Here is a 20,039-nt window from a genome sequence, read left to right on the forward strand (position 1 = left end):
CGAACTACGTCAGTAGCCTCCATAGTCTTTTTCTCGCGACCCGACCGGTCGTCTGGACCAAGATCACGAGGCCTGGCCATGACCAAGACCCTTCACCACCGTGCGTGCCATCTCTGCGAGGCCATCTGCGGCCTGACGATTGAGACTGAAGACCAGCCAGACGGAAGCCGTCGCATCCTCTCCATCAAGGGGGATGCTCAGGACAGCTTCAGCCGTGGTCATATCTGCCCCAAGGCCGTGGCCCTGCAGGACATCCAGAATGACCCCGACCGCATTCGTCAGCCCATGCTCCGCGCTGGCAGCGAATGGCTGCCCATCGAGTGGGACGAGGCCTTTGCCCTGGCGGCCGAGCGCCTGGCCGATATTCAGTCGCGCCATGGCAACAACGCTGTAGCTGTCTACCAGGGCAACCCCAGCGTCCACAACTATGGGTTGATGACGCACAGTAACTATTTCCTCGGCCTCTTGAAGACGCGCAGTCGCTTCTCGGCCACCTCCGTGGATCAGTTGCCCCATCACCTGACCAGCTTGCAGATGTATGGCCATGGTCTGTTGATCCCGATTCCTGACATCGACCATACCCAGTTCATGCTGATTCTGGGCGGCAATCCCTTGGCGTCCAACGGCAGCATCATGACCGTGCCTGATGTGGAAAAGCGCCTCAAGGCGCTGCAAGCACGGGGCGGCAAGCTGGTCGTGGTGGACCCGCGTCGCAGCGAGACTGCCGTGATGGCCGACCAGCACCTGTTTGTTCGGCCGGGCCAGGACGCAGCGCTGCTCTTTGGGCTGCTCAATACCCTTTTCGAGGAAAATCTGGGGCGCACCAGTCATCTGCCGACAGAGGGGCTGGAGGTGGTGCGCAAGTCCATCGCCGCGTTTACGCCCGAAGCCATGGAGCGGCGCTGCGGGATTCCAGCGCAGCAGATTCGTCAGCTGGCCCGAGAGTTTGCCGCCGCCGACAGTGCGGTCTGCTATGGCCGCATGGGTGTGTCCACCCAGGTTTTTGGCAGTCTTTGCCAGTGGCTGATCCAGCTGATCAACCTGGTGACCGGGAACCTCGACCGTGTAGGCGGGGCCTTGTGCACGGAACCCGCCGTGGATCTGGTGGCCAGCACTTCAGGTGGGCACTTCAACCGCTGGCAGAGCCGGGTATCCGGCTTGCCCGAATACGGAGGCGAGCTGCCGGTGGCGGCCCTCGCGGAAGAGATGCTGGCGCCTGGCGAGGGGCAGATTCGTGCGCTGGTCACGGTCGCCGGCAACCCCGTGCTGTCCACGCCAAACGGGCGGCAGCTCGAACAGGCCCTCGACGGGTTGGAGTTCATGCTCAGCATTGACCTCTACATCAACGAAACCACGCGGTACGCCGACCTGATCCTCCCGCCGACGGCGCCGCTGGAGCACGAGCATTACGACACCACGTTCAATGTCTTCGCTGTGCGCAACGTCACCCGCTTCAATGAGGCGGTGCTGGCCAAACCGGTGGGCGCTCTTCATGATTGGGAGATATTCGTCGGACTGGCCAAGGCTTTCGCGGCGAAAACGGGGGCCGCGCTCAAGCCCACGTTAGCTCCGGAGCAGATGATCGACCTGGGGCTGCGGGCAGGAGCCTATGGCGATAGGTCCGAGCTCGGGCTTTCGCTGGCGCGCTTGCGCGACTATCCACATGGGATCGACCTTGGTCCGCTGAAGGCCAACCTCGGCGGGCGGCTGAAAACAACTGCTGGCAAGGTTGAAGCAGCGCCGATGATTTTCCTCGATGACCTCCAGCGCTTTTCTGCTCAGGAGATACCGAAGGAGGGCGAACTGGTCCTGATCGGACGCCGCCATGTCCGCAGCAACAACTCCTGGATGCACAACTACCACCGCCTGGTTAAGGGCAAGCCGCGGCACCAGTTGCTGATGAATCCCCGGGATCTGGAGTCTCGTGGCCTGGTCGACGGACAGCGAGTGCGGGTGCGATCACGCGTTGGCACGATCGAGGTCGAGGTGGGCGCCAGCGACGATATGATGCTGGGCGTCGTCAGTCTGCCTCACGGTTGGGGCCATGCGCGGCCCGGTGTGCGCATGGCGATTGCCAGCGAACAGCCCGGGGCCAGCGCCAACGACCTGACCGACGAGCGCCAGCTGGACGCCGTCTCGGGGAACGCGGCGCTCAATGGCGTGCCGGTTGAAGTCGTGGCTGCATGAGATGAGGGAAGACCGAGCGACAGACTCGGCTTTCCGATACAATGCCGCCATCCAGCCGACTCGACAGTCGGAAAGTTCAGCTGAGGTGCCCAATGGATATCATCGAAACCATCAAAGAGCAGATCGCCAACAACACTGTCCTGCTGTACATGAAAGGCTCGCCGAATGCACCGCAGTGCGGCTTTTCCGCCCGCGCCGCGCAAGTCCTGATGGCTTGCGGTGAGAAGTTCGCCTACGTCGACATCCTGCAGAATCCGGAGATTCGTGCGAACCTGCCGAAGTACGGGAACTGGCCGACTTTCCCGCAACTGTGGGTAAGCGGTGAACTGGTTGGCGGCAGCGACATCATGACCGAGATGTTCGAGAAGGGTGAGCTGCAACAACTGATCAAGGATGCCGTGAGCCAGGCCAGCGCCTGATCCGTCCCCTGATTGAAATAGCCTCGCGAAATGCGGGGCTATTTTTTTGTGGGCCTAGGACGAACCGGCGAGGCCGCCTTGACCAATAAGAAGCCCCGCAATAGCGGGGCTTCTTATTGGGGACTGATTCATTCGTCCATCTGCGACTGCAGGTAGTTTTCCAGGCCGACTTTCTCGATCAGGCCCAGTTGGGTTTCCAGCCAGTCGATGTGCTCTTCCTCGGACTCCAGGATCTCTTCCAGCAACTCGCGGCTGCCGTAGTCGCCGACGCTTTCGCAGTAGGCGATGGCGGCTTTCAAGTCAGGCACAGCGTGCTGTTCAAGCTTGAGGTCGCAGGTCAGCATTTCCTTGGTGTTCTCACCGATCAGGAGTTTGCCAAGGTCCTGGAGGTTAGGGAGGCCTTCGAGAAAGAGAATGCGCTTGATCAGCTTGTCCGCATGCTTCATCTCGTCGATGGACTCTTTGTACTCGTGCTCACCCAGCTTGTTCAGACCCCAGTCTTCGTACATGCGGGCGTGCAGGAAGTATTGGTTGATCGCAACAAGCTCGTTCCCGAGGATCTTGTTGAGATGCTGGATGACTTTCTTGTCGCCTTTCATGTGGAGTCCTGCCGTATGGAAGTAGGGAAACCATTGGATTCTGGTAGCCGGTAGTCATCCTGTCAAATCTAAGCTATTGAAATTTAAGTGAATTTGAATGTGAATAAGAACGTTTAAATTCCACATTTGACCAGTAAATAGTTGAAAAATAGGCATAAAAAAACCGGACGCCAAGTCCGGTTTTCGTGTGTGCCGTTGATGTCAGGCGACCGCATAACTCGCTGGATAAGCGAGGGCTGCCTGGCTGCTTTGCACCTCGGCCAGCGTTTCTTTCACCACTTGCTTGGCCAGGCAGGCGCACTTGCCGCACTGAGTGCCTACTTCAAGCGTATTACGCACTTCACGATAGCTGCAGCAGCCCTCGTAGATGGCATCGCGAATTTGACCGTCAGTGACACCTAGACAGAGACAGACGTACATGGCGACTCAAGGCTCGGTAGTGATTTGATGGGAGCGATACTAATAGTAATGAGAATGATTGTCAAAACAATGATGAAAGGCCCGAGTTAGACAGTGCCGAGACGGAACTATCCGGCGGGTTTCAGGCAATGGCCGAGAAGTCGAAAGCGGTGGGCGCTGCCGTAAACGGGAGTGTATGATTGCGGGTCCTTGTGTTCCCGGGTGTCATCGCGTGGCCACATTCAAGGGCCAGGCTTTGTTCCCGACCTTCAACTTATTCCTCATGACAACAGGAGACATGGAATGAGCGTACTCGTAGGCAAGCAGGCTCCGGACTTCACCGTCGCCGCGGTACTGGGCAATGGCGAAATCGTAGAGAACTTCACCCTGTCCTCGGCCATCAAGGGCAAATACGGCCTGGTGTTCTTCTACCCGCTGGACTTCACCTTCGTATGCCCGTCCGAGCTGATCGCTCTGGACCACCGCATCCCCGAGTTCCAGGCCCGCGGCGTGGAAGTGATCGGCGTGTCCATCGACTCCCACTTCACCCACAACGCCTGGCGTAACACCCCGGTGGACAAGGGCGGTATCGGCCCGGTCAAGTACACCCTGGCTGCTGACATGAAGCACGACATCGCCAAGGCCTATGACGTCGAGTCCGAAGGTGGCGTGGCTTACCGCGGTGCTTTCCTGATCGACAAGAACGGCGTGGTGCGTTCCCAGATCGTCAACGACCTGCCGCTGGGCCGTAACATGGATGAGCTGCTGCGTCTGGTCGATGCCCTGCAATTCACCGAAGAGCACGGCGAAGTCTGCCCGGCCAACTGGAAGAAAGGCGATAAAGGCATGACCGCTTCGCCGGAGGGCGTTGCCAAGTATCTGGCCGAGAACGCCAGCAGCCTGTAAGGCTCTGCGTCAACCGCCGAAGAAAAAGCCCGGCTGATGCCGGGCTTTTTCATGTCTGGGTTTTTCCTAGGAGCGAGCTTGCTCGCGAATGTTCGCAGGCAAGCGGGCTCCTACGGAAGACGTGGCGGGATCAGTCGTAATCTTCCATCCAGCCGCCCATCTCCTTCCAACGGTTGACGATGCCGCAGAACAGCTCGGCGGTCTTCTCGGTGTCGTAACGGGCTGAGTGCGCTTCGCGGCCGTCGAACTCGATGCCAGCGGCCTGGCAGGCTTTTGCCAGGACAGTCTGGCCATAGGCGAGACCGGCCAGGGTGGCCGTGTCGAAGCTCGAGAACGGGTGGAACGGGTTGCGCTTGATGCCGGTACGCAGAACTGCTGCGTTGAGGAAGCCGAGGTCGAAACTGCTGTTGTGGCCGACCAGGATCGCCCGCTTGCAGCCGTTGGCCTTGATCGACTTGCGCAGGCCACGGAAGATTTCGGTCAGCGCGTGCTCCTCGGTTACCGCCATGCGCAGCGGATGATCCAGCTTGATACCGGTGAACTCCAGTGCTGCCTGTTCGATGTTGGCGCCTTCGAATGGCTCGATGCGGAAGAAATGCGTGTGATCCGGGTAGAGAAACCCTTGCTCATCCATCGCCACGGTAGTCGCGGCGATCTCCAGCAGGGCATCGGTGGCGGCGTTGAAGCCGCCGGTCTCGACGTCCACCACCACGGGCAGGTAGCCACGGAAGCGCGCAGCCATGGGATGGCGCGGCCCGGCTGGAAAGCTGACGTCGAGTTCGTCTTCGTACAGGTCTTCGCTCACGCTTTGTCCTCCAGCAGGCGCCAGCGCAGCGTCTCGCCAGCGCGCAGCGGAACTACGCTTTGCTCACCGAGGGGCAGGGTGGCGGGAGCGGTCCATTCTTCGCGAATCAGGGTGATGTGGTCGGTATTACGCGGCAAGCCGTAGAAGTCGGGGCCATGCATGCTGGCAAAGGCTTCCAGTTTGTCCAGCGCGTTACGCTGCTCGAAGGCTTCGGCATAGAGCTCGATAGCCGCATAGGCGGTGTAGCAGCCGGCGCAGCCGCAGGCGGCTTCCTTGGCGTGCTTGGCGTGTGGTGCCGAGTCGGTGCCAAGGAAGAACTTCGTGCTGCCACTGGTGGCCGCGGTGAGGAGGGCTTCCTGGTGCACGTTGCGCTTGAGGATCGGCAAGCAGTAGAAGTGTGGGCGAATGCCCCCGACCAGCATGTGGTTGCGGTTGTACAGCAGATGATGGGCGGTGATGGTGGCCGCGACGTTGGCCGAGGCGCCATTTACGAACTGCACCGCATCGCTGGTGGTGATGTGCTCGAACACCACTTTCAGCGTCGGGAAGCGTTCGACCACGCGACGCAGATGCTCGTCGATGAACACCTTCTCACGGTCGAACACGTCGATTTCGCCACGGGTCACTTCGCCGTGCACCAGCAGGAGCATGCCTACTTCGGCCATGGCTTCCAGGGCCGGGAAGATCTTGTCGATGCTGGTGACGCCGGAGTCCGAGTTGGTGGTCGCTCCCGCCGGGTAGAGCTTGGCTGCATGGATGAAGCCAGAGGCCTTGGCCGCGCGGATGTCCTCGGGGCTGGTGCGGTCGGTGAGGTAGAGCACCATCAGCGGTTCGAAGCGGCTGCCGGCGGGGCGGGCGGCAAGTATGCGCTGACGGTAAGCGTCGGCTTCTTCGGCGTTTCGAACAGGGGGCACCAGGTTGGGCATGATGATGGCGCGGCCGAAAGTGCGGGCGGCATCTGCGACGGTATGGGCCAGCACGGCACCATCACGCAGGTGGATGTGCCAGTCGTCGGGACGCAGGAGGGTCAAACGGTCGGACATGAGGGGCTTCCAGGCGGGCAGAACTCGTCGTGCATGCTACCGGAAAAGGCAGGCAGGGGCACGCCACGCTTGCGCCGCCGGGTATTTGGGCCTCAAGTTTTGCCCGTTGGCTCCGATAGCCCTCTGGAGTGCCGATTTTCTCCGTGGAGCCCGCCGTGCGTCAGCGCTACCTCGTCCTGCTCAGCTTGCTCGCCAGCCTGCCGGCCATGGCCATTACGTTCCAGACACGCCTGGAGAAGGTGGAGTGGAAGGTTGAAGGGGACAAGTTCGAGTGCCGCCTGTCGCAGCCCATTGCGGATTTCGGGGCTGGCGAGTTCGTGCGACGCGCCGGTGAGCAGGCGACGTTCCGGCTCAAAGCCCGGGAGCGTTGGCTGGGGGTAGGCTCCGCAACGCTCCTCGCGGCCGCGGCACCCTGGCAGCCCGGGCGAGGTGATATCAATCTGGGTGTCGTCAGCGTGGGTTCCGGCGAGGTGCCGTTCAACAGCTCACAGCAGCAGGCTGGGCGCTTGCTCACCGGTTTGCTGGATGGGCGCAGCCCCGTTGTGCGCCATCGGACGCTGCAGGGCGGCGAGTCCGTTGAGGTTCGCTTGCTGCCAGTGAAGTTCAAGCTGGCCTATCAGGAGTATCTCGCTTGCACGGCCAAGCTGTTGCCGGTCAACTACGACCAGATCAAACAGGCCCAGATCGGTTTTCCGGATGGGGGAGTCGATCTCGATGCCATGGGGCAGGCAAAGCTGGAAATCATCCTCGACTTCATCAAGGCAGACCCCAGCGTGAACCGCATCGAAGTCGACGGGCACTCGGACAATAGCGGCAACCGCCTGACCAATCGCGACCTCTCCCGACGCCGGGCGCTGGCGGTGCTCGACTACCTGAAGGCCAATGGCATTCCTGGCGACCAGATCGTCATGCGCTTCCACGGCGAGCGTTACCCGCTTGCGTCGAACAGTAGCGCGGGCAACCGTGCGAAGAACCGCCGGGTAACCATCCAGCTGTCCCGGGTGGAGGTACCCGCACAAGCGCCGACAGCTGCTACCGAGGCCTCACCGGCACAACCTGCGGCGCCAGCCACTGATGCAGCGGCGGTGCGCGCTGGCGCAGCCCCGACTGCCGTACCAACGGCCGGGGCAGGCGGCTGACTCAAGTCGCGCCCTCGACATAAACTGTCGCCTCGTCGTCATAAGCTGTCGCGCCTCTATAATTTGGCCGCCAGGGTCAGTAGAATCACGGGTTTTTCGTACAACCCCCGTGGAGTTGATGGCATGGCGGACGTAAAGAAGGTTGTCCTGGCTTATTCCGGTGGCCTGGACACCTCGGTGATCCTCAAGTGGCTGCAAGATACCTATAACTGCGAAGTGGTGACCTTCACCGCTGACCTGGGTCAGGGCGAAGAGGTCGAGCCGGCCCGCGCCAAGGCTCAGGCCATGGGCGTCAAGGAAATCTACATTGACGACCTGCGCGAAGAATTCGTCCGCGATTTCGTCTACCCGATGTTCCGCGCCAACACCGTTTACGAAGGCGAGTACCTGCTGGGCACCTCTATTGCCCGTCCGCTGATCGCCAAGCGTCTGATCGAGATCGCCAACGAGACCGGCGCCGATGCCATCTCCCATGGCGCTACCGGCAAGGGTAACGACCAGGTACGTTTCGAGCTCGGCGCCTATGCGCTGAAGCCGGGCGTCAAGGTGATCGCTCCCTGGCGCGAGTGGGACCTGCTGTCCCGCGAGAAGCTCATGGACTACGCCGAAAAGCACGGTATCCCGATCGAGCGTCACGGCAAGAAAAAATCCCCGTACTCCATGGACGCCAACCTGCTGCACATCTCCTATGAAGGCGGCGTGCTGGAAGACACCTGGACCGAGCACGAAGAGGACATGTGGCGCTGGACCAAGTCTCTGGAAGCCGCGCCGAACACCCCGACCTACATCGAGCTGACCTACCGCGCCGGTGACATCGTTGCCATCGACGGCAAGGAAATGACTCCGGCCCAGGTGCTGGCCGAGCTGAACCGCATCGGTGGCGAGAACGGCGTTGGCCGCCTCGACATCGTCGAGAACCGCTATGTCGGCATGAAGTCTCGTGGCTGCTACGAGACCCCCGGCGGCACCATCATGCTCAAGGCCCACCGCGCCATCGAGTCCATCACCCTGGATCGCGAAGTCGCGCACCTGAAAGACGAGCTGATGCCGAAGTACGCCAGCCTGATCTACACCGGTTACTGGTGGAGCCCGGAGCGTCTGATGCTGCAGCAGATGATCGATGCCTCCCAGGCCAACGTGAATGGTGTGGTGCGCCTGAAGCTGTACAAGGGCAACGTCATCGTGGTTGGCCGCAAGTCCGACGACTCTCTGTTCGACGCCAACATCGCTACCTTCGAGGACGATGCCGGCGCCTACAACCAGGCCGATGCCGCGGGCTTCATCAAGCTCAACGCCCTGCGCATGCGCATTGCTGCGAACAAAGGCCGCAAGCTGTTCTGAGCTGACTGATGTAGGAGCGAGTTCCGCTCGCGAAGCTTTTGCTTTTACCCCGGTTCGCGAGCAAGCTCGCTCCTACAGGCACAACCCCGGCCACGAGCCGGGGTTTTTCTTTTAGCCAATGAGGAGAAGAACGATGAGGTTGCTGCATACCATGCTGCGTGTCGGGGATCTGGACAAATCCATCGCGTTCTATACCGAAGTGCTAGGCATGACCCTGTTGCGGCGCAAGGATTACCCGGACGGCCAGTTCACCCTGGCATTCGTCGGCTACGGCGATGAGGCCCACAACAGTGTGATTGAGCTGACCTACAACTGGGGCGTTGACAGCTACGAGCTGGGTACCGGTTACGGCCATATCGCCCTGGAAGTGGCGGACGTCTACAAGGCCTGCGAGGACATCCGTGCGCGCGGTGGCAAGATCACCCGCGAGCCGGGCCCGATGAAGCATGGCAGTAGCATCCTGGCCTTCGTGGAAGACCCGGACGGCTACAAGATCGAACTCCTTTCGCCGTCGCGCCAGGACTGAGCGAACTGCTCACACTGGATAAAGAAAAGCCCCGCGAAGCGGGGCTTTTTATTGTTTCTCGATTACAAGTCGAAATCGTAATCGGAGAGTTGCTTCTGCAAGCGACGTTCTTCGAGGTAGTTGTCGATGATACGGCGCTTGGTCAGGTTAGTCTTGGCGTTTTCCACTGGGGCTTCGCCGTCTTCAGCGTCTTCCGAGACGAAGTCTTCTTCGATCTCGATTTCATCTTTGCCGGTGCTCATCAGGATCACTCCACAATACGAGGCGCTATTGGCGCACCTTATAACGGCAAAGTTGGGGGTGGTAAAAAAGATTTTTTCAATTGCCCGAAGGGTCAAATAAATAAAGATTCAATCGTCCGAGGTCTTTGTCTTGAACTCGCAAAGGTCCTCGATCCGGCAACTGCCGCAGCGGGGCTTGCGTGCCTGGCAAACGTAGCGGCCATGCAGGATCAGCCAGTGGTGTGCATCCAGCAGGAATTCTTTTGGCACAAATTTCACCAACTTCTTTTCCACCTCCAGCACGGTCTTGCCCGGAGCGATGCCGGTGCGGTTGCTGACCCGGAAGATGTGCGTGTCTACGGCCATGGCCGGCTGCCGGAATGCCGTGTTGAGCACCACGTTGGCGGTCTTGCGACCGACACCCGGCAGGGCTTCGAGGTCTTCACGGTTGTCCGGCACCTGGCTGCCGTGCTTCTCGATCAGCAGGCGGCAGGTTTCGATGACGTTCTTCGCCTTGCTGTTGTAGAGGCCGATGGTCTTGATGTACTCCGACAACCCCTCGACGCCGAGGGCGTAAATGGCTTCCGGCGTGTTGGCTACCGGGTAGAGCTTCGCCGTGGCCTTGTTGACCCCGACATCGGTGGCCTGGGCGGAGAGGATTACCGCGATCAGCAGTTCGAAGGGCGTGCTGTAGGCCAATTCGGTTTGAGGGTTGGGATTGTCTTCGTGCAGGCGGCGGAAGATTTCGAGACGTTTTGCGGCGTTCATGGGCGATTGGAGTACGAAGCTGAAAGGGTGCGCCAAATTGCAATCAGGATACCCAGCAGGATAAATCCACCAGGGGCCAAAGCGAACAGCGGAATGCCGTCGGCACCGAAGTTCAATTGCCAGCCGAGGGCGATGGGCCCTAGCAGCCAGTCCAGGTGGGCGAACAATCCGGCGTGGCCGAGCACTTCGCGTAGACAGCCGAGCAGCAGCGCCAGGAGGGCGAAGATACATCCGGCGCGCAAGGTGCTGGAGGGGGCCTGCGCCAGTTGCAGACAGGGGAGTGCGAGCAAGGCCAGGAACGGGCCGAGGCTGCGGTGCAATTCGAACGCCCAGGCTTGCATCAGCAGGTCGATCAGGCTGACCAGCAGGGCCGTCGTCAGCAGCACACCCAGCCAGTAGGCGGGGCCGTCGAGATGGCTGCGCAGCGGAATCAGCAGTAATCCGAACAGCGCGGTCAAGGGCAGGCCGGCCAGGGCCAGGCCAAGGCCCTTCACGGCCAGGTCGCAGGCACCGACCAGCGCTGCCAAGCCCAACAGGCCAAAGCCAGTTTGCCGGGGGGTCATGGCGTGGGCTCCTCGGTGGTAGCCAGCAGCCGATCACGGTTGCGCTCGAAGAACTGCAGCGCGAGCTGGATGGCGGTCACGACTGCGCGGGAAGTGATGGTGGCGCCGGCAATCTCGTCGAATTGGCCCTTGTCGGCCTTCACGCGCCATTCCTGGTTCGGGTAACTGGCAAGGGAGTGGCCGTTGAAACTTCCGAGCCAGCTGCTCCTGGCTGCTTCGATGCGGTCGCCGATGCCGGGCGTTTCGCGGTGGGCTAGCACTTTCACGGCCAGCAAGCGGCCATCTGGGCGAATGGCCAGAAGCAGCTGGATCGGGCCTTCGTAGCCTTTGGCGCGGGCTTTCAAAAGCACGGCGCTGGGCGAGCCTTGCCGGGTAGCAAGCCAGGCAGCAGGCGGCTCGGGACTGCCCAGCAGCTCGGCGGCTTGAATGGCGATGGGGCGGGCCAGTGGGTGGTTGTCGTAGCTGCCGGGCGGCAATAGGTCGAGCAGGGCGCGCTCGGCGGCGGCTTGCCGCTCGGCTTCGATACGCCCACCGAGTGCCTGCTGCAGGCCGATCAGGATTGCCATGCCGAGGATGGCGATCAGCGCGAGGAGGCCAATCTGCCGGGCGCTCATGGCTGCGCTCCAACGGTGCGCGAGGTGGTGCGTTCGAGCAGCGGCACCAGCAGGTTCATCAGCAGCACGGCAAAGGCCACGCCGTCTGGATAGCCGCCCCAGGAACGGATCGCATAGACCAGCGCGCCAACGCCGATGCCGAACAGCAGGCGCGCGCGGTCGTCCGATGGGCTGGTGACAGGCTCGGTGGCGATAAAGAATGCGCCGAGCATGGTAGCCCCGGTGAACAGATGGAACAGCGGTGAGCCATTGGAGTCGGAACCGCTGCCGTTCCAGCACAACAGACTCAGGACGAAGAGGCTGGCCAGCGTGCCGGCGGGGATCTGCCAGCGGATGACCTTGCGCTGCAGGAGCAACAGGCCGCCTGCGAGGAAGGCGAGGTTGACCCATTCGCTGCCGCGTCCACCGATTCCGCCGAAGGCCGGGTGCCCGGCGAAGAGCTCTTCGACCGTCAACCGGTTGTTGTGCTTCAGACTGTCCAGGGCGGTGGCTTGGCTCCAGCCGTCAACCAGGCCGCTTTCAAGGCCGAAGACATGCTGAATCGAGGCCCCCAGCCCCGGATGGTGACCGGGTACCGGCCATTGGCTCATGGTTGCAGGGAAGGCGACCAGTGCGAGCGCGCAACCGAGCATGGCCGGGTTGAAGGGGTTCTGGCCGAAGCCTCCGAACAGCGCCTTGCCGAACAGGATGGCGAAGGCGCAGGTGCAGACCGTCAGCCACCAAGGTGCGTAGGGTGGTAGCGTCAATGCCAGTAGAGCGGCGCTGACCAAGGCGCTGCCCTCGGCCAGCAGTGGCTGGTTGAACAGCGATTGATCGGCCTGGACCGATTGGTGACGTAGACGACGTACCAGCGCCTCGCAAGACACCGCGGTGACGATGGCGATGAGCAGTTGCAACAGGCTGCCCCAGCCGAATTGCCAGAGCAGGGCCAGGAGGCCGGGAAGGCAGGCGAGCAGCACCCACTGCATGCTGGGGCGCGGGTCGAATGCCGACTTAGTCACAGCCACTCTCCGGTCTGTGCATTGGGCCAGAACGCACGATCAGCGCTGTTCACTGAGCTGCCGTTCAGCGGTTGCCAGGCGTTCGCGTGCCTGGGCCAGCAACTGTTCGTCGACATCGGCCTGGCGCTCCAGTTTGCTGACCTCCGCACGGGCGTAGGCCAGCTCGGTTTTCAGCGCTCGCAGTGCAGGGTCGATGGGGCGCTTTTCGATGCGCTGTAGCTGCGGTACGGGTTTTCCACTGGCGTCTTCTGCCGTGTGCAGGGCTTGCTCTGCATCCGCCAGGGCCTGGCGCAGGGCGACCAGCTCCGGCTCGGTGGCGCCACGCTGCTCGGCACTCTTGAGTTCGGCACGGCGGCTGGCCAGGGCGATCTTGGCTTGCTTGAGGCGTGCCTCGCCTTCACTGGGCAAGGCACTGGTCGGTTGGGTAGCTTCCAGGCGTTGCTGGGCCTGGTCGACGATGCGGCGCAGTTCCTCCAATTGAGCCAACTGCTCCGCGGAGGGGGCGTCGCCGTAAGCTGTCTCGGCCTTGCTCAGCTGTGCGCGGGCCATGGCGGCAGCGATTTTTGCCTGCTTATGATGGGCATCGTTGGTGACCGGAGCCGCCAGGGCGGCCTTGAGGGCAGCTTGCGCCTTGTCGTTGGCAGCTCGCAGTTCTGCCACCAGGGTTTCCAATTCAGCGGTGCCGTAGGCTGCCAACTGCTTTTCGGCCTTGGTCAGGGCGACCTGGGCCATGGCGGCTTCGATCTTCAGGCGCTTCTGCTGGTCGCTCAGTGTTGTGCTGGTGGCTTTCTGTGCCTTGACCCGCTCTATGGCAGCCTGCACCGGATCGGCGGGAGCTGCCGCTTGCTGGGTCTGTACCCGGACCGCTCGGTTGGCACGGGCTGCGCGCTCGGCCTGCCTGCGGGCCTCATCTCGCTGCAGGCGTGCATTGTGGGCTTCAAAGCGGGTGCGGAACTGGTCGGCTCGCTGGCGCTGCGCCACGGCTTCCGGCTCGGCTAACGGCAAGATGTCGATGCAATCCACAGGGCAAGGCGCCACACACAGCTCGCAGCCGGTGCATTCGTCTGTGAGGACGGTATGCATCTGCTTGGCTGCGCCGACGATGGCGTCTACCGGGCAGGCCTGGATGCACTTGGTGCAACCGATGCACTCGGCTTCGCGGATGAAGGCGATCTGTGGCGGTACCGGCCCGTTGGGCGCATCCAGGGGCAATATCGGGACGTGCAGCAACTCGGCCAAAGCCTGGATCGTGGCGCTGCCGCCTGGCGGGCACTTGTTGATCGCCTCACCTTGGGCGATGCCTTCGGCGTAGGGCTTGCAACCTGGGTGGCCGCATTTCCCACATTGGGTTTGTGGCAGCAGGGCGTCGATGCTGCGGATCAGGGCTGCGTCATTCATGTAGTGCCGAATCCGTTGAAACCAAGGAAGGCCAGCCCCATGAGTCCAGCGCAGATCAGCAGCATGGGCGTGCCTTTGAAGGGGGCGGGCACATCGGTCTGTTCCACCTGCTCAAGCAGGTCATCGAATAGGGTGAGGGCCAGCCAGAAACCGAGACCGCCACCGATGCCGAGGCCTAGGGCATGCCAGAAGCTGTTGGCGCTGGCCAACAGCATGGCGCCAAGGGTCGCACCGTTGCCCAGCAGTAGTGGCCAGAGGCCGTTACGGGGCAGGGTTGGGCGTAGCTGAGCGAGCAATTGCAGGGCCAGCCAGGCGAGCGGTGCCAGCAGTGGCAGGAAGAGGAACAGGCGCAACGCTCCCAGCTCCAACGGCGCCAGCAACAGGCGATCGAGCAACCAGGCCAGCGGCACGGCCGACACCAGCATGGCCGCGCTGGCCAGTGCCAGGGCCGGGCTGCGCGGGTGGCGCAACGCATCGGCGCCCAGCGGCAAGCCGAGGAGCAGGTTGTTGACCAGCGCTGCGCTGAGCAGCGTGAGGATTAATTCGATCATGGCCGCGCAGGAGCAGGAGCAAGGCCTCGGGGTGAGGCAGGAGGTATGAGGGCAGTCTAGCTCGCAGGAGCGGCGAGGCCGCTCCTGCCGCTTGGCTTACTTCACGCGCTGGCCCGGCTTGGCGCCACTGTCGGGGCTCAGCAGGTAGATTTCTTCGCCTCCAGGGCCGGCCGCCAGGACCATGCCTTCGGAAACGCCGAACTTCATCTTGCGCGCTGCCAGGTTGGCGACATAGAGGGTCAGGCGACCTTCCAGCGTGCTCGGGTCCGGATAGGCGCTCTTGATGCCCGAGAATACGTTGCGCTTGGCATCGCCGATGTCCAGGGTCAGGCGCAGCAGCTTGTCTGCACCCTCGACGAACTCGGCTTTCTCGATCAGGGCGATGCGCAGGTCGACGGCGGCGAAGGTATCGAAGGCGATTTCAGCGGCCAGCGGCTCCTTGGTCAGCTCGCCATTGCCCTGCACGGCGGGGGCGGTGTTCTGGGCGGCGAGGTCTTCCTTGGAGGCAGCAATCATGGCGTCGATCTTCGCGGGCTCGATACGGGTCATCAGCGGGTTGAACGGGTTCAGCTGGTGGTCGGCCAGCAGCGTCTCGTGGTCGGCCCAGGTCAGCGGGGCGACGTTGAGGAAGCCCTCGGCGGCGGCGGCCAGGCTCGGTAGCACCGGCTTGAGGAAAATCACCAGTTGGCGGAACAGGTTGACCCCGGCGGCGCAGACAGCCTGCACCTCGGCCTGCTTGCCTTCCTGCTTGGTCAGGGCCCAGGGCGCCTTGTCGGCGATCCAGGCATTGGCGCGGTCGGCCAGCGCCATGATTTCGCGCATGGCGCGGGCGAAGTCACGGTTCTCGAAGGCGTCGGCAATGCTCGGGGCGGCTGCCTTGAAGTCGGCGAACAGCTCGGGGGCGGCGTTATCCGCCACCAGCTTGCCGGCGTTGCCCTTGTGGATGAAACCGGCGCATCGGCTGGCGATGTTGACCACTTTGCCCACCAGGTCGGAGTTGACCTTCTGTACGAAGTCCTCGAGGTTCAGGTCGAGGTCATCGACGCCACGGCCGAGCTTGGCAGCGTAGTAGTAGCGCAGGTATTCCGGGCTCAGGTGGTCAAGGTAGGTGCGCGCCTTGATGAAGGTGCCGCGCGATTTGGACATCTTCTGGCCGTTCACGGTCAAGTAGCCGTGCACGTTCAGCGCGGTCGGCTTGCGGTAGCCTGCGCCTTCGAGCATGGCCGGCCAGAACAGGGCATGGAAGTTGACGATGTCCTTGCCGATGAAGTGGTACAGCTCGGCGGTCGAGTTCTTGTTCCAGTAGGCGTCGAAGTCCAGCTCCGGGCGGCGTGCGCAAAGGTTCTGGAAGCTGGCCATGTAGCCGATAGGCGCATCCAGCCAGACGTAGAAGTACTTACCAGGCGCATCCGGGATCTCAAAGCCGAAGTAGGGCGCATCACGGCTGATGTCCCACTCTTGCAGGCCGGCGTCCAGCCATTCGGCGATCTTGTTGGCCACCGACTCCTGCAGGGCACCGCTGCGAGTCCACTGCTTCAGCATGGCGTCGAAGTTCGGCAGCTTGAAGAAGTAGTGCAGTGACTCCTTGAGCACCGGGGTGGCGCCGGAAATCGCCGACTTCGGGTTCTTCAACTCGGTGGGCGAGTATGTGGCGCCGCAGGATTCGCAATTGTCGCCGTACTGGTCTTCAGCGCCACATTTCGGGCAGGTGCCCTTGATGAAACGGTCGGCCAGGAACATCTGCTTTTCCGGGTCGAAATACTGAGTGACTGGACGGGTGCCGATGTGGCCGGCTTCACGCAGCTTGGTGTAGATGCTGCTGGAGAGGACGCGGTTCTCTTCCGAGTGGGTCGAGTAGTAGTTGTCGAAGTCCACCAGGAAGTCGGCGAAGTCGGTGGTGTGCTCGGCGCGGACGTTGTCGATCAACTGCTCGGAGCTAATGCCTTCCTTTTCGGCGCGCAGCATGATGGCGGAGCCATGGGCGTCGTCGGCGCAGACGTAAATGGCCTGGTTGCCGCGCATCTTCTGGAAGCGCACCCAGATATCGGTCTGGATGTACTCGACCATATGCCCGAGGTGGATGGACCCGTTGGCATAGGGGAGGGCGCTTGTCACAAGGATTTTGCGGGGCTCGGTCATGGTGCTCGGCTACCGGATACGAAACGAAGGGAAGTCGGCAACTATAAAGGTCCGGCGCGAATTTTTCATCCGTGCGCGTCCCAGGCGTCGGGCGGTCGGTTAGGATAGCCACCTGTTTCCAGGCGGCTTGAAACCGTCGCGAGCGAACGCAAGGCAAGGCAAAAACAACTGAGGAAGCGGAATTTACGTTTGTAAATGAGCATGCCGAGGTTGTTTTTAACGCCGCATCGCCGAGCGCAGCCGGTTTCATGCAGTCTGGTTTGCTCGGTCTTTATCTGGAGTCCCACCATGAGCACCCTTTCCCGCGCCCTGGTCGAAGCTACGCTGCGCCAGTTCACCGATCCCCATCTTGACCAGGACCCAGTCAGCGCCGGTTGCCTGCGAGAGGTCGATATCCAGGGCGGCAAGGTCCGCGTGCGCCTGGAACTGGGCTATGCCGCCGGACTGTTCAAAGCCGGCTGGGCGCAGATGCTGAAGATGTCACTGGAGAACCTCGACGGCGTCGACAGCGCCGAAGTGCAGGTGGACTGCGTGATCGGTGCGCACAAGGCACAGGAGCAGGTGCCGGCCCTGGCCAACGTGAAGAACATCATCGCCGTCGCTTCCGGCAAGGGCGGCGTGGGCAAGTCCACCACCGCCGCGAACCTGGCCCTTGCGCTGGCCCGTGAAGGTGCACGTGTGGGCATCCTCGACGCCGATATCTATGGTCCCAGTCAGGGCATCATGTTCGGCATCCCCGAAGGCACCCGGCCCAAAGTGCGCGACCAGAAGTTCTTCGTACCTATCGAGGCCCATGGTGTCCAGGTGATGTCCATGGCTTTCCTTACCGACGACAACACGCCGGTGGTGTGGCGCGGCCCGATGGTTTCCGGTGCGTTGATCCAACTGATCACCCAGACCGCCTGGGAAGGCCTGGACTACCTGGTGGTGGATATGCCGCCGGGCACTGGCGACATCCAGCTGACCCTGGCGCAGAAAGTGCCGGTGGCCGGCGCGGTGATCGTTACCACCCCGCAGGACCTTGCTTTGCTGGACGCCAAGAAGGGCGTGGAGATGTTCCGCAAGGTGAACATCCCTGTGCTGGGTGTGGTGGAGAACATGGCGGTGCACATCTGTTCCAACTGCGGCCATGCCGAGCACCTGTTCGGTGAGGGCGGCGGCGAGAAGCTGGCCGCCCAATATGGTGTCGATTTGCTGGCATCGCTGCCGCTGTCCATGGCCATCCGAATGCAGTCCGACGGCGGCAAGCCCACCACCATCGCCGACCCGGCAAGCCAGATCGCCATGATCTATCAGCAGATGGCCCGCTGCGTGGGTGCGCGGATCGCGCTTCTCGACCAGGCCGCCACTGCCATGCCGAACATCACGATCAGCGACGACTGACGGCCCGGCCATCCGGCGGGGCCTTTGCCGAGGCTTCTGCCGGACTGTAAGATTCGCCGTCAATTTTCAGCCCCTGACAGGACAGCCGCCATGAGCATCAAATCGGACAAGTGGATTCGCCGCATGGCACAGGAACACGGGATGATCGAGCCGTTCGTCGAGCGCCAGGTGCGCGGCGCGGACGAGAGCCGAGTGATTTCCTATGGGGTGTCCAGCTACGGCTACGACGTGCGCTGTGCCGACGAGTTCAAGGTGTTCACCAATATCTATTCCGCGGTGGTGGATCCGAAGAACTTCGACGAGAAGAGCTTCGTCGACATCAAGAGCGACGTCTGCATTATCCCGCCGAACTCCTTCGCCCTGGCCCGCACGGTCGAGTACTTCCGCATCCCGCGTGATGTGCTGACCATCTGCCTGGGCAAAAGCACCTATGCGCGCTGCGGCATCATCGTCAATGTCACGCCGCTGGAGCCGGAGTGGGAAGGCCACGTGACCCTGGAGTTCTCCAACACCACCAACCTGCCAGCGAAGATTTACGCCAACGAAGGCGTGGCGCAGATGCTGTTCCTGCAATCCGACGAGGCTTGTGAAGTGTCGTACAAGGATCGCGGTGGCAAATATCAGGGGCAGACCGGAGTTACGCTGCCCAAGGCGTGATGCCCCTGTAAAATCAAAAAGCCGGGCTCGATGCCCGGCTTTTTTTGCCTGTTGGTTTCCCTCACCCCCCAGCCTCTCTCCCGGAGGGAGAGGGGCGTTCTATCGTACCGAGTTGGGGTCTGATCTAAGTCTTGCTTCGCATAAGCCGGAAGAACTGACGGGCGTTAGGCACGAGTCACTCCTCTCCGTTCAGAGGGAGGAGCTGGGGAGCGGGCGGATCAGGGCACCAGCGGCAACATGCGCTTGTGCTGGCTGTTGTCGTAGGTGCGTACGATGGTGGCGTAAGCCTCCGGGCTGACGTCATGGCCATGCAGGAAGGCGTCAATCTCGGCGTAGGTGACGCCATGGGCCTCCTCGTCGGGCTTGCCCGGGCGCAATTCTTCCAGGTCGGCGGTGGGCACCTTGTGCACCAGGGTGTCCGGCGCGCCCAGGTGGCGAGAGATGCTGCGCACCTGGTTTTTCACCAGGCCACTGAGGGGGGCCAGGTCGCAGGCGCCGTCGCCGAATTTGGTGAAGAAGCCCATCACCGCCTCGGCCGCGTGGTCGGTGCCGATGACCAGGCCGTTGTTGGCGTTGGCAATGGCGAACTGGGCGACCATGCGAATGCGCGCCTTGATGTTGCCGACCACGAAGTCGCGGCGGGCATCGGTCAGGTGGTTGAGGTGGGTGACCTGCTCGCTGAGGCCGAGCACGCTGTCGGCAATGTTCACCGTCTCTTCCTCATCGGCGCGGATGAAGTCCATCGCGATCTGGGCGTCGTGCTCGTCGTGCTGGACGTTGTAGGGCAGGCGCACGGCGATGAAGCGGTAACCGTTGTCGCCCGTTTCTGCGCGCAGTTCCTCGACGCTTAGCTGGGCCAGGCGCCCGGCGGTGGTCGAGTCGACACCGCCGCTGATGCCCAGCACCAGGACTTTCAGGCCAGAGTTGCGCAGGCAGCCTTTGATGAAGGCCTTGCGGCGTTCGATTTCTGCTACCAGGGTGGCTTCGTCGGCGAAGGGCGGAACCACGTCCAGGGCGGTGGCGATCTCTTGCTGGCGATTGGTGCTCATGTGGGGGTCCTTGCTGGGTGACGCTGACGCGGAAACATGATTCGGATAAGCGATAAAGTGTACGTCGCGGTAATCATGGCCAGGGCAGCCGATGATGAAACGGGAGGATGCGGGAAGGGCTCGACAGGCGCAAGGGCAGCGCGCAGGCGAAAAAATAGGCGCCAGTTGGCGCCCAGGAGCAATGAGCAATGCTTAGGGTCTGAGTCCCTCGTTTCGGCAAAGTTCAATGAGTGATATAGAAAAGCCATCATTGGCTCAGGTCTGCATCCCTGGATGCGCTTGGAGGTGCGAATGAACTCGCCCAGCAGCCCTTTGCGGGCAAAAGAAAAGG

The 20,039-nt window shown here is 62.1% G+C and carries 21 protein-coding genes; 8 read left to right on the forward strand and 13 right to left on the reverse strand.

Annotated features, from left to right (window positions below):
• The first annotated feature begins 78 nt into the window (after nucleotides 1-78).
• Together OXH74_RS16320 and grxD are read left to right on the forward strand one after the other, a co-directional pair.
• Nucleotides 79-2,187: a molybdopterin oxidoreductase family protein gene (locus OXH74_RS16320; protein ID WP_375737911.1), complete on the forward strand. Its 2,109-nt coding sequence runs from the start codon at nucleotides 79-81 to the stop codon at nucleotides 2,185-2,187.
• A 92-nt stretch (nucleotides 2,188-2,279) separates the two neighbouring features.
• Nucleotides 2,280-2,606, forward strand: a complete 327-nt coding sequence (gene grxD, locus OXH74_RS16325; RefSeq protein ID WP_215368550.1) for a Grx4 family monothiol glutaredoxin — start codon at nucleotides 2,280-2,282, stop codon at nucleotides 2,604-2,606.
• Between the two features lie 128 nt (nucleotides 2,607-2,734).
• Here grxD and bfr read toward each other — a convergent pair whose 3' ends face one another.
• Both bfr and OXH74_RS16335 read right to left on the reverse strand, forming a co-directional pair.
• A complete protein-coding gene (gene bfr / locus OXH74_RS16330) occupies nucleotides 2,735-3,205 on the reverse strand; it encodes a bacterioferritin (RefSeq protein WP_375737912.1) in 471 nt (156 codons plus the stop codon).
• Between the two features lie 201 nt (nucleotides 3,206-3,406).
• A complete protein-coding gene (locus OXH74_RS16335) occupies nucleotides 3,407-3,625 on the reverse strand; it encodes a bacterioferritin-associated ferredoxin (RefSeq protein WP_215368554.1) in 219 nt (72 codons plus the stop codon).
• Between the two features lie 282 nt (nucleotides 3,626-3,907).
• Between OXH74_RS16335 and OXH74_RS16340 the strand changes: the two genes are divergently transcribed.
• Nucleotides 3,908-4,510, forward strand: coding sequence for a peroxiredoxin (locus tag OXH74_RS16340; protein WP_215368556.1), 603 nt, complete (start codon nucleotides 3,908-3,910; stop codon nucleotides 4,508-4,510).
• Between the two features lie 130 nt (nucleotides 4,511-4,640).
• Here OXH74_RS16340 and rnt read toward each other — a convergent pair whose 3' ends face one another.
• Both rnt and pyrC read right to left on the reverse strand, forming a co-directional pair.
• A complete protein-coding gene (gene rnt, locus OXH74_RS16345; RefSeq protein ID WP_375737913.1) occupies nucleotides 4,641-5,315 on the reverse strand; it encodes a ribonuclease T in 675 nt (224 codons plus the stop codon).
• Entirely contained in the window at nucleotides 5,312-6,358 is a 1,047-nt protein-coding gene (gene pyrC / locus OXH74_RS16350) for a dihydroorotase (protein WP_375737914.1), read from the reverse strand. Before pyrC ends, rnt begins: the two co-directional genes overlap by 4 nt.
• Before the next feature lie 155 nt (nucleotides 6,359-6,513).
• Here pyrC and OXH74_RS16355 point away from each other — a divergent pair, with 155 nt between their 5' ends.
• The 3 genes from OXH74_RS16355 to gloA all read left to right on the forward strand — a co-directional run bounded on the left by OXH74_RS16355 (nucleotide 6,514) and on the right by gloA (nucleotide 9,364).
• On the forward strand, nucleotides 6,514-7,497 hold the full coding sequence (locus OXH74_RS16355; RefSeq protein ID WP_375737915.1) for an OmpA family protein: 984 nt from the start codon (nucleotides 6,514-6,516) through the stop codon (nucleotides 7,495-7,497).
• A 123-nt stretch (nucleotides 7,498-7,620) separates the two neighbouring features.
• Entirely contained in the window at nucleotides 7,621-8,838 is a 1,218-nt protein-coding gene (locus OXH74_RS16360) for an argininosuccinate synthase (protein WP_375737916.1), read from the forward strand.
• 133 nt (nucleotides 8,839-8,971) lie between these two features.
• Nucleotides 8,972-9,364, forward strand: coding sequence for a lactoylglutathione lyase (gene gloA / locus OXH74_RS16365; protein ID WP_215368566.1), 393 nt, complete (start codon nucleotides 8,972-8,974; stop codon nucleotides 9,362-9,364).
• A 62-nt stretch (nucleotides 9,365-9,426) separates the two neighbouring features.
• On the opposite strand, the gene OXH74_RS16370 is transcribed toward gloA, so the two are convergent.
• The 8 genes from OXH74_RS16370 to metG form a co-directional block, all read right to left on the reverse strand.
• Nucleotides 9,427-9,606, reverse strand: a complete 180-nt coding sequence (locus OXH74_RS16370) for a PA3496 family putative envelope integrity protein (RefSeq protein WP_215368567.1) — start codon at nucleotides 9,604-9,606, stop codon at nucleotides 9,427-9,429.
• A gap of 108 nt (nucleotides 9,607-9,714) precedes the next feature.
• Nucleotides 9,715-10,353 carry an endonuclease III gene (nth, locus tag OXH74_RS16375; protein ID WP_375737917.1) on the reverse strand — a complete coding sequence of 213 codons (639 nt, stop codon included), beginning with the start codon at nucleotides 10,351-10,353 and terminating at the stop codon, nucleotides 9,715-9,717.
• Nucleotides 10,350-10,916, reverse strand: coding sequence for an Rnf-Nqr domain containing protein (locus tag OXH74_RS16380; RefSeq protein WP_375737919.1), 567 nt, complete (start codon nucleotides 10,914-10,916; stop codon nucleotides 10,350-10,352). Before OXH74_RS16380 ends, nth begins: the two co-directional genes overlap by 4 nt.
• On the reverse strand, nucleotides 10,913-11,530 hold the full coding sequence (locus OXH74_RS16385) for an RnfABCDGE type electron transport complex subunit G (protein WP_375737920.1): 618 nt from the start codon (nucleotides 11,528-11,530) through the stop codon (nucleotides 10,913-10,915). Before OXH74_RS16385 ends, OXH74_RS16380 begins: the two co-directional genes overlap by 4 nt.
• The gene (locus tag OXH74_RS16390) at nucleotides 11,527-12,498 is read right to left on the reverse strand and encodes an RnfABCDGE type electron transport complex subunit D (protein ID WP_375741633.1); all 972 of its coding nucleotides are present in this window, start codon (nucleotides 12,496-12,498) and stop codon (nucleotides 11,527-11,529) included. The genes OXH74_RS16385 and OXH74_RS16390 overlap by 4 nt, the downstream gene beginning before the upstream one ends.
• Before the next feature lie 72 nt (nucleotides 12,499-12,570).
• Nucleotides 12,571-13,929: an electron transport complex subunit RsxB gene (gene rsxB / locus OXH74_RS16395; protein WP_375737921.1), complete on the reverse strand. Its 1,359-nt coding sequence runs from the start codon at nucleotides 13,927-13,929 to the stop codon at nucleotides 12,571-12,573.
• Nucleotides 13,926-14,480, reverse strand: coding sequence for an Rnf-Nqr domain containing protein (locus tag OXH74_RS16400; protein WP_375737922.1), 555 nt, complete (start codon nucleotides 14,478-14,480; stop codon nucleotides 13,926-13,928). The genes rsxB and OXH74_RS16400 overlap by 4 nt, the downstream gene beginning before the upstream one ends.
• 96 nt (nucleotides 14,481-14,576) lie before the next feature.
• Nucleotides 14,577-16,619, reverse strand: coding sequence for a methionine--tRNA ligase (metG, locus tag OXH74_RS16405; RefSeq protein WP_375737923.1), 2,043 nt, complete (start codon nucleotides 16,617-16,619; stop codon nucleotides 14,577-14,579).
• 288 nt (nucleotides 16,620-16,907) lie between these two features.
• On the opposite strand from metG, the gene apbC reads away from it, so the two are divergent.
• Together apbC and dcd are read left to right on the forward strand one after the other, a co-directional pair.
• Nucleotides 16,908-18,002, forward strand: coding sequence for an iron-sulfur cluster carrier protein ApbC (apbC, locus tag OXH74_RS16410; RefSeq protein ID WP_375737924.1), 1,095 nt, complete (start codon nucleotides 16,908-16,910; stop codon nucleotides 18,000-18,002).
• A gap of 90 nt (nucleotides 18,003-18,092) precedes the next feature.
• A complete protein-coding gene (gene dcd / locus OXH74_RS16415; RefSeq protein ID WP_215368579.1) occupies nucleotides 18,093-18,659 on the forward strand; it encodes a dCTP deaminase in 567 nt (188 codons plus the stop codon).
• A 218-nt stretch (nucleotides 18,660-18,877) separates the two neighbouring features.
• Here the strand turns inward: dcd and nadE are convergent, their stop codons facing one another.
• A complete protein-coding gene (gene nadE, locus OXH74_RS16420) occupies nucleotides 18,878-19,708 on the reverse strand; it encodes an ammonia-dependent NAD(+) synthetase (RefSeq protein ID WP_375737925.1) in 831 nt (276 codons plus the stop codon).
• Nucleotides 19,709-20,039 lie beyond the last annotated feature (331 nt).

The organism is Metapseudomonas boanensis (assembly GCF_042232855.1).
Lineage (GTDB): Bacteria > Pseudomonadota > Gammaproteobacteria > Pseudomonadales > Pseudomonadaceae > Metapseudomonas > Metapseudomonas boanensis.

Coding starts and splice junctions, on each gene's coding strand:
- OXH74_RS16320 (WP_375737911.1), top strand. CDS start 79: ATGACCAAGACCCTTCACCACCGTGCGTGCCATCTCTGCGAGGCCATC.
- grxD (WP_215368550.1), top strand. CDS start 2,280: ATGGATATCATCGAAACCATCAAAGAGCAGATCGCCAACAACACTGTC.
- bfr (WP_375737912.1), bottom strand. CDS start 3,205: ATGAAAGGCGACAAGAAAGTCATCCAGCATCTCAACAAGATCCTCGGG.
- OXH74_RS16335 (WP_215368554.1), bottom strand. CDS start 3,625: ATGTACGTCTGTCTCTGTCTAGGTGTCACTGACGGTCAAATTCGCGAT.
- OXH74_RS16340 (WP_215368556.1), top strand. CDS start 3,908: ATGAGCGTACTCGTAGGCAAGCAGGCTCCGGACTTCACCGTCGCCGCG.
- pyrC (WP_375737914.1), bottom strand. CDS start 6,358: ATGTCCGACCGTTTGACCCTCCTGCGTCCCGACGACTGGCACATCCAC.
- OXH74_RS16360 (WP_375737916.1), top strand. CDS start 7,621: ATGGCGGACGTAAAGAAGGTTGTCCTGGCTTATTCCGGTGGCCTGGAC.
- gloA (WP_215368566.1), top strand. CDS start 8,972: ATGAGGTTGCTGCATACCATGCTGCGTGTCGGGGATCTGGACAAATCC.
- OXH74_RS16370 (WP_215368567.1), bottom strand. CDS start 9,606: ATGAGCACCGGCAAAGATGAAATCGAGATCGAAGAAGACTTCGTCTCG.
- nth (WP_375737917.1), bottom strand. CDS start 10,353: ATGAACGCCGCAAAACGTCTCGAAATCTTCCGCCGCCTGCACGAAGAC.
- OXH74_RS16380 (WP_375737919.1), bottom strand. CDS start 10,916: ATGACCCCCCGGCAAACTGGCTTTGGCCTGTTGGGCTTGGCAGCGCTG.
- OXH74_RS16385 (WP_375737920.1), bottom strand. CDS start 11,530: ATGAGCGCCCGGCAGATTGGCCTCCTCGCGCTGATCGCCATCCTCGGC.
- OXH74_RS16390 (WP_375741633.1), bottom strand. CDS start 12,498: ATGCAGTGGGTGCTGCTCGCCTGCCTTCCCGGCCTCCTGGCCCTGCTC.
- rsxB (WP_375737921.1), bottom strand. CDS start 13,929: ATGAATGACGCAGCCCTGATCCGCAGCATCGACGCCCTGCTGCCACAA.
- OXH74_RS16400 (WP_375737922.1), bottom strand. CDS start 14,480: ATGATCGAATTAATCCTCACGCTGCTCAGCGCAGCGCTGGTCAACAAC.
- metG (WP_375737923.1), bottom strand. CDS start 16,619: ATGACCGAGCCCCGCAAAATCCTTGTGACAAGCGCCCTCCCCTATGCC.
- apbC (WP_375737924.1), top strand. CDS start 16,908: ATGAGCACCCTTTCCCGCGCCCTGGTCGAAGCTACGCTGCGCCAGTTC.
- dcd (WP_215368579.1), top strand. CDS start 18,093: ATGAGCATCAAATCGGACAAGTGGATTCGCCGCATGGCACAGGAACAC.
- nadE (WP_375737925.1), bottom strand. CDS start 19,708: ATGAGCACCAATCGCCAGCAAGAGATCGCCACCGCCCTGGACGTGGTT.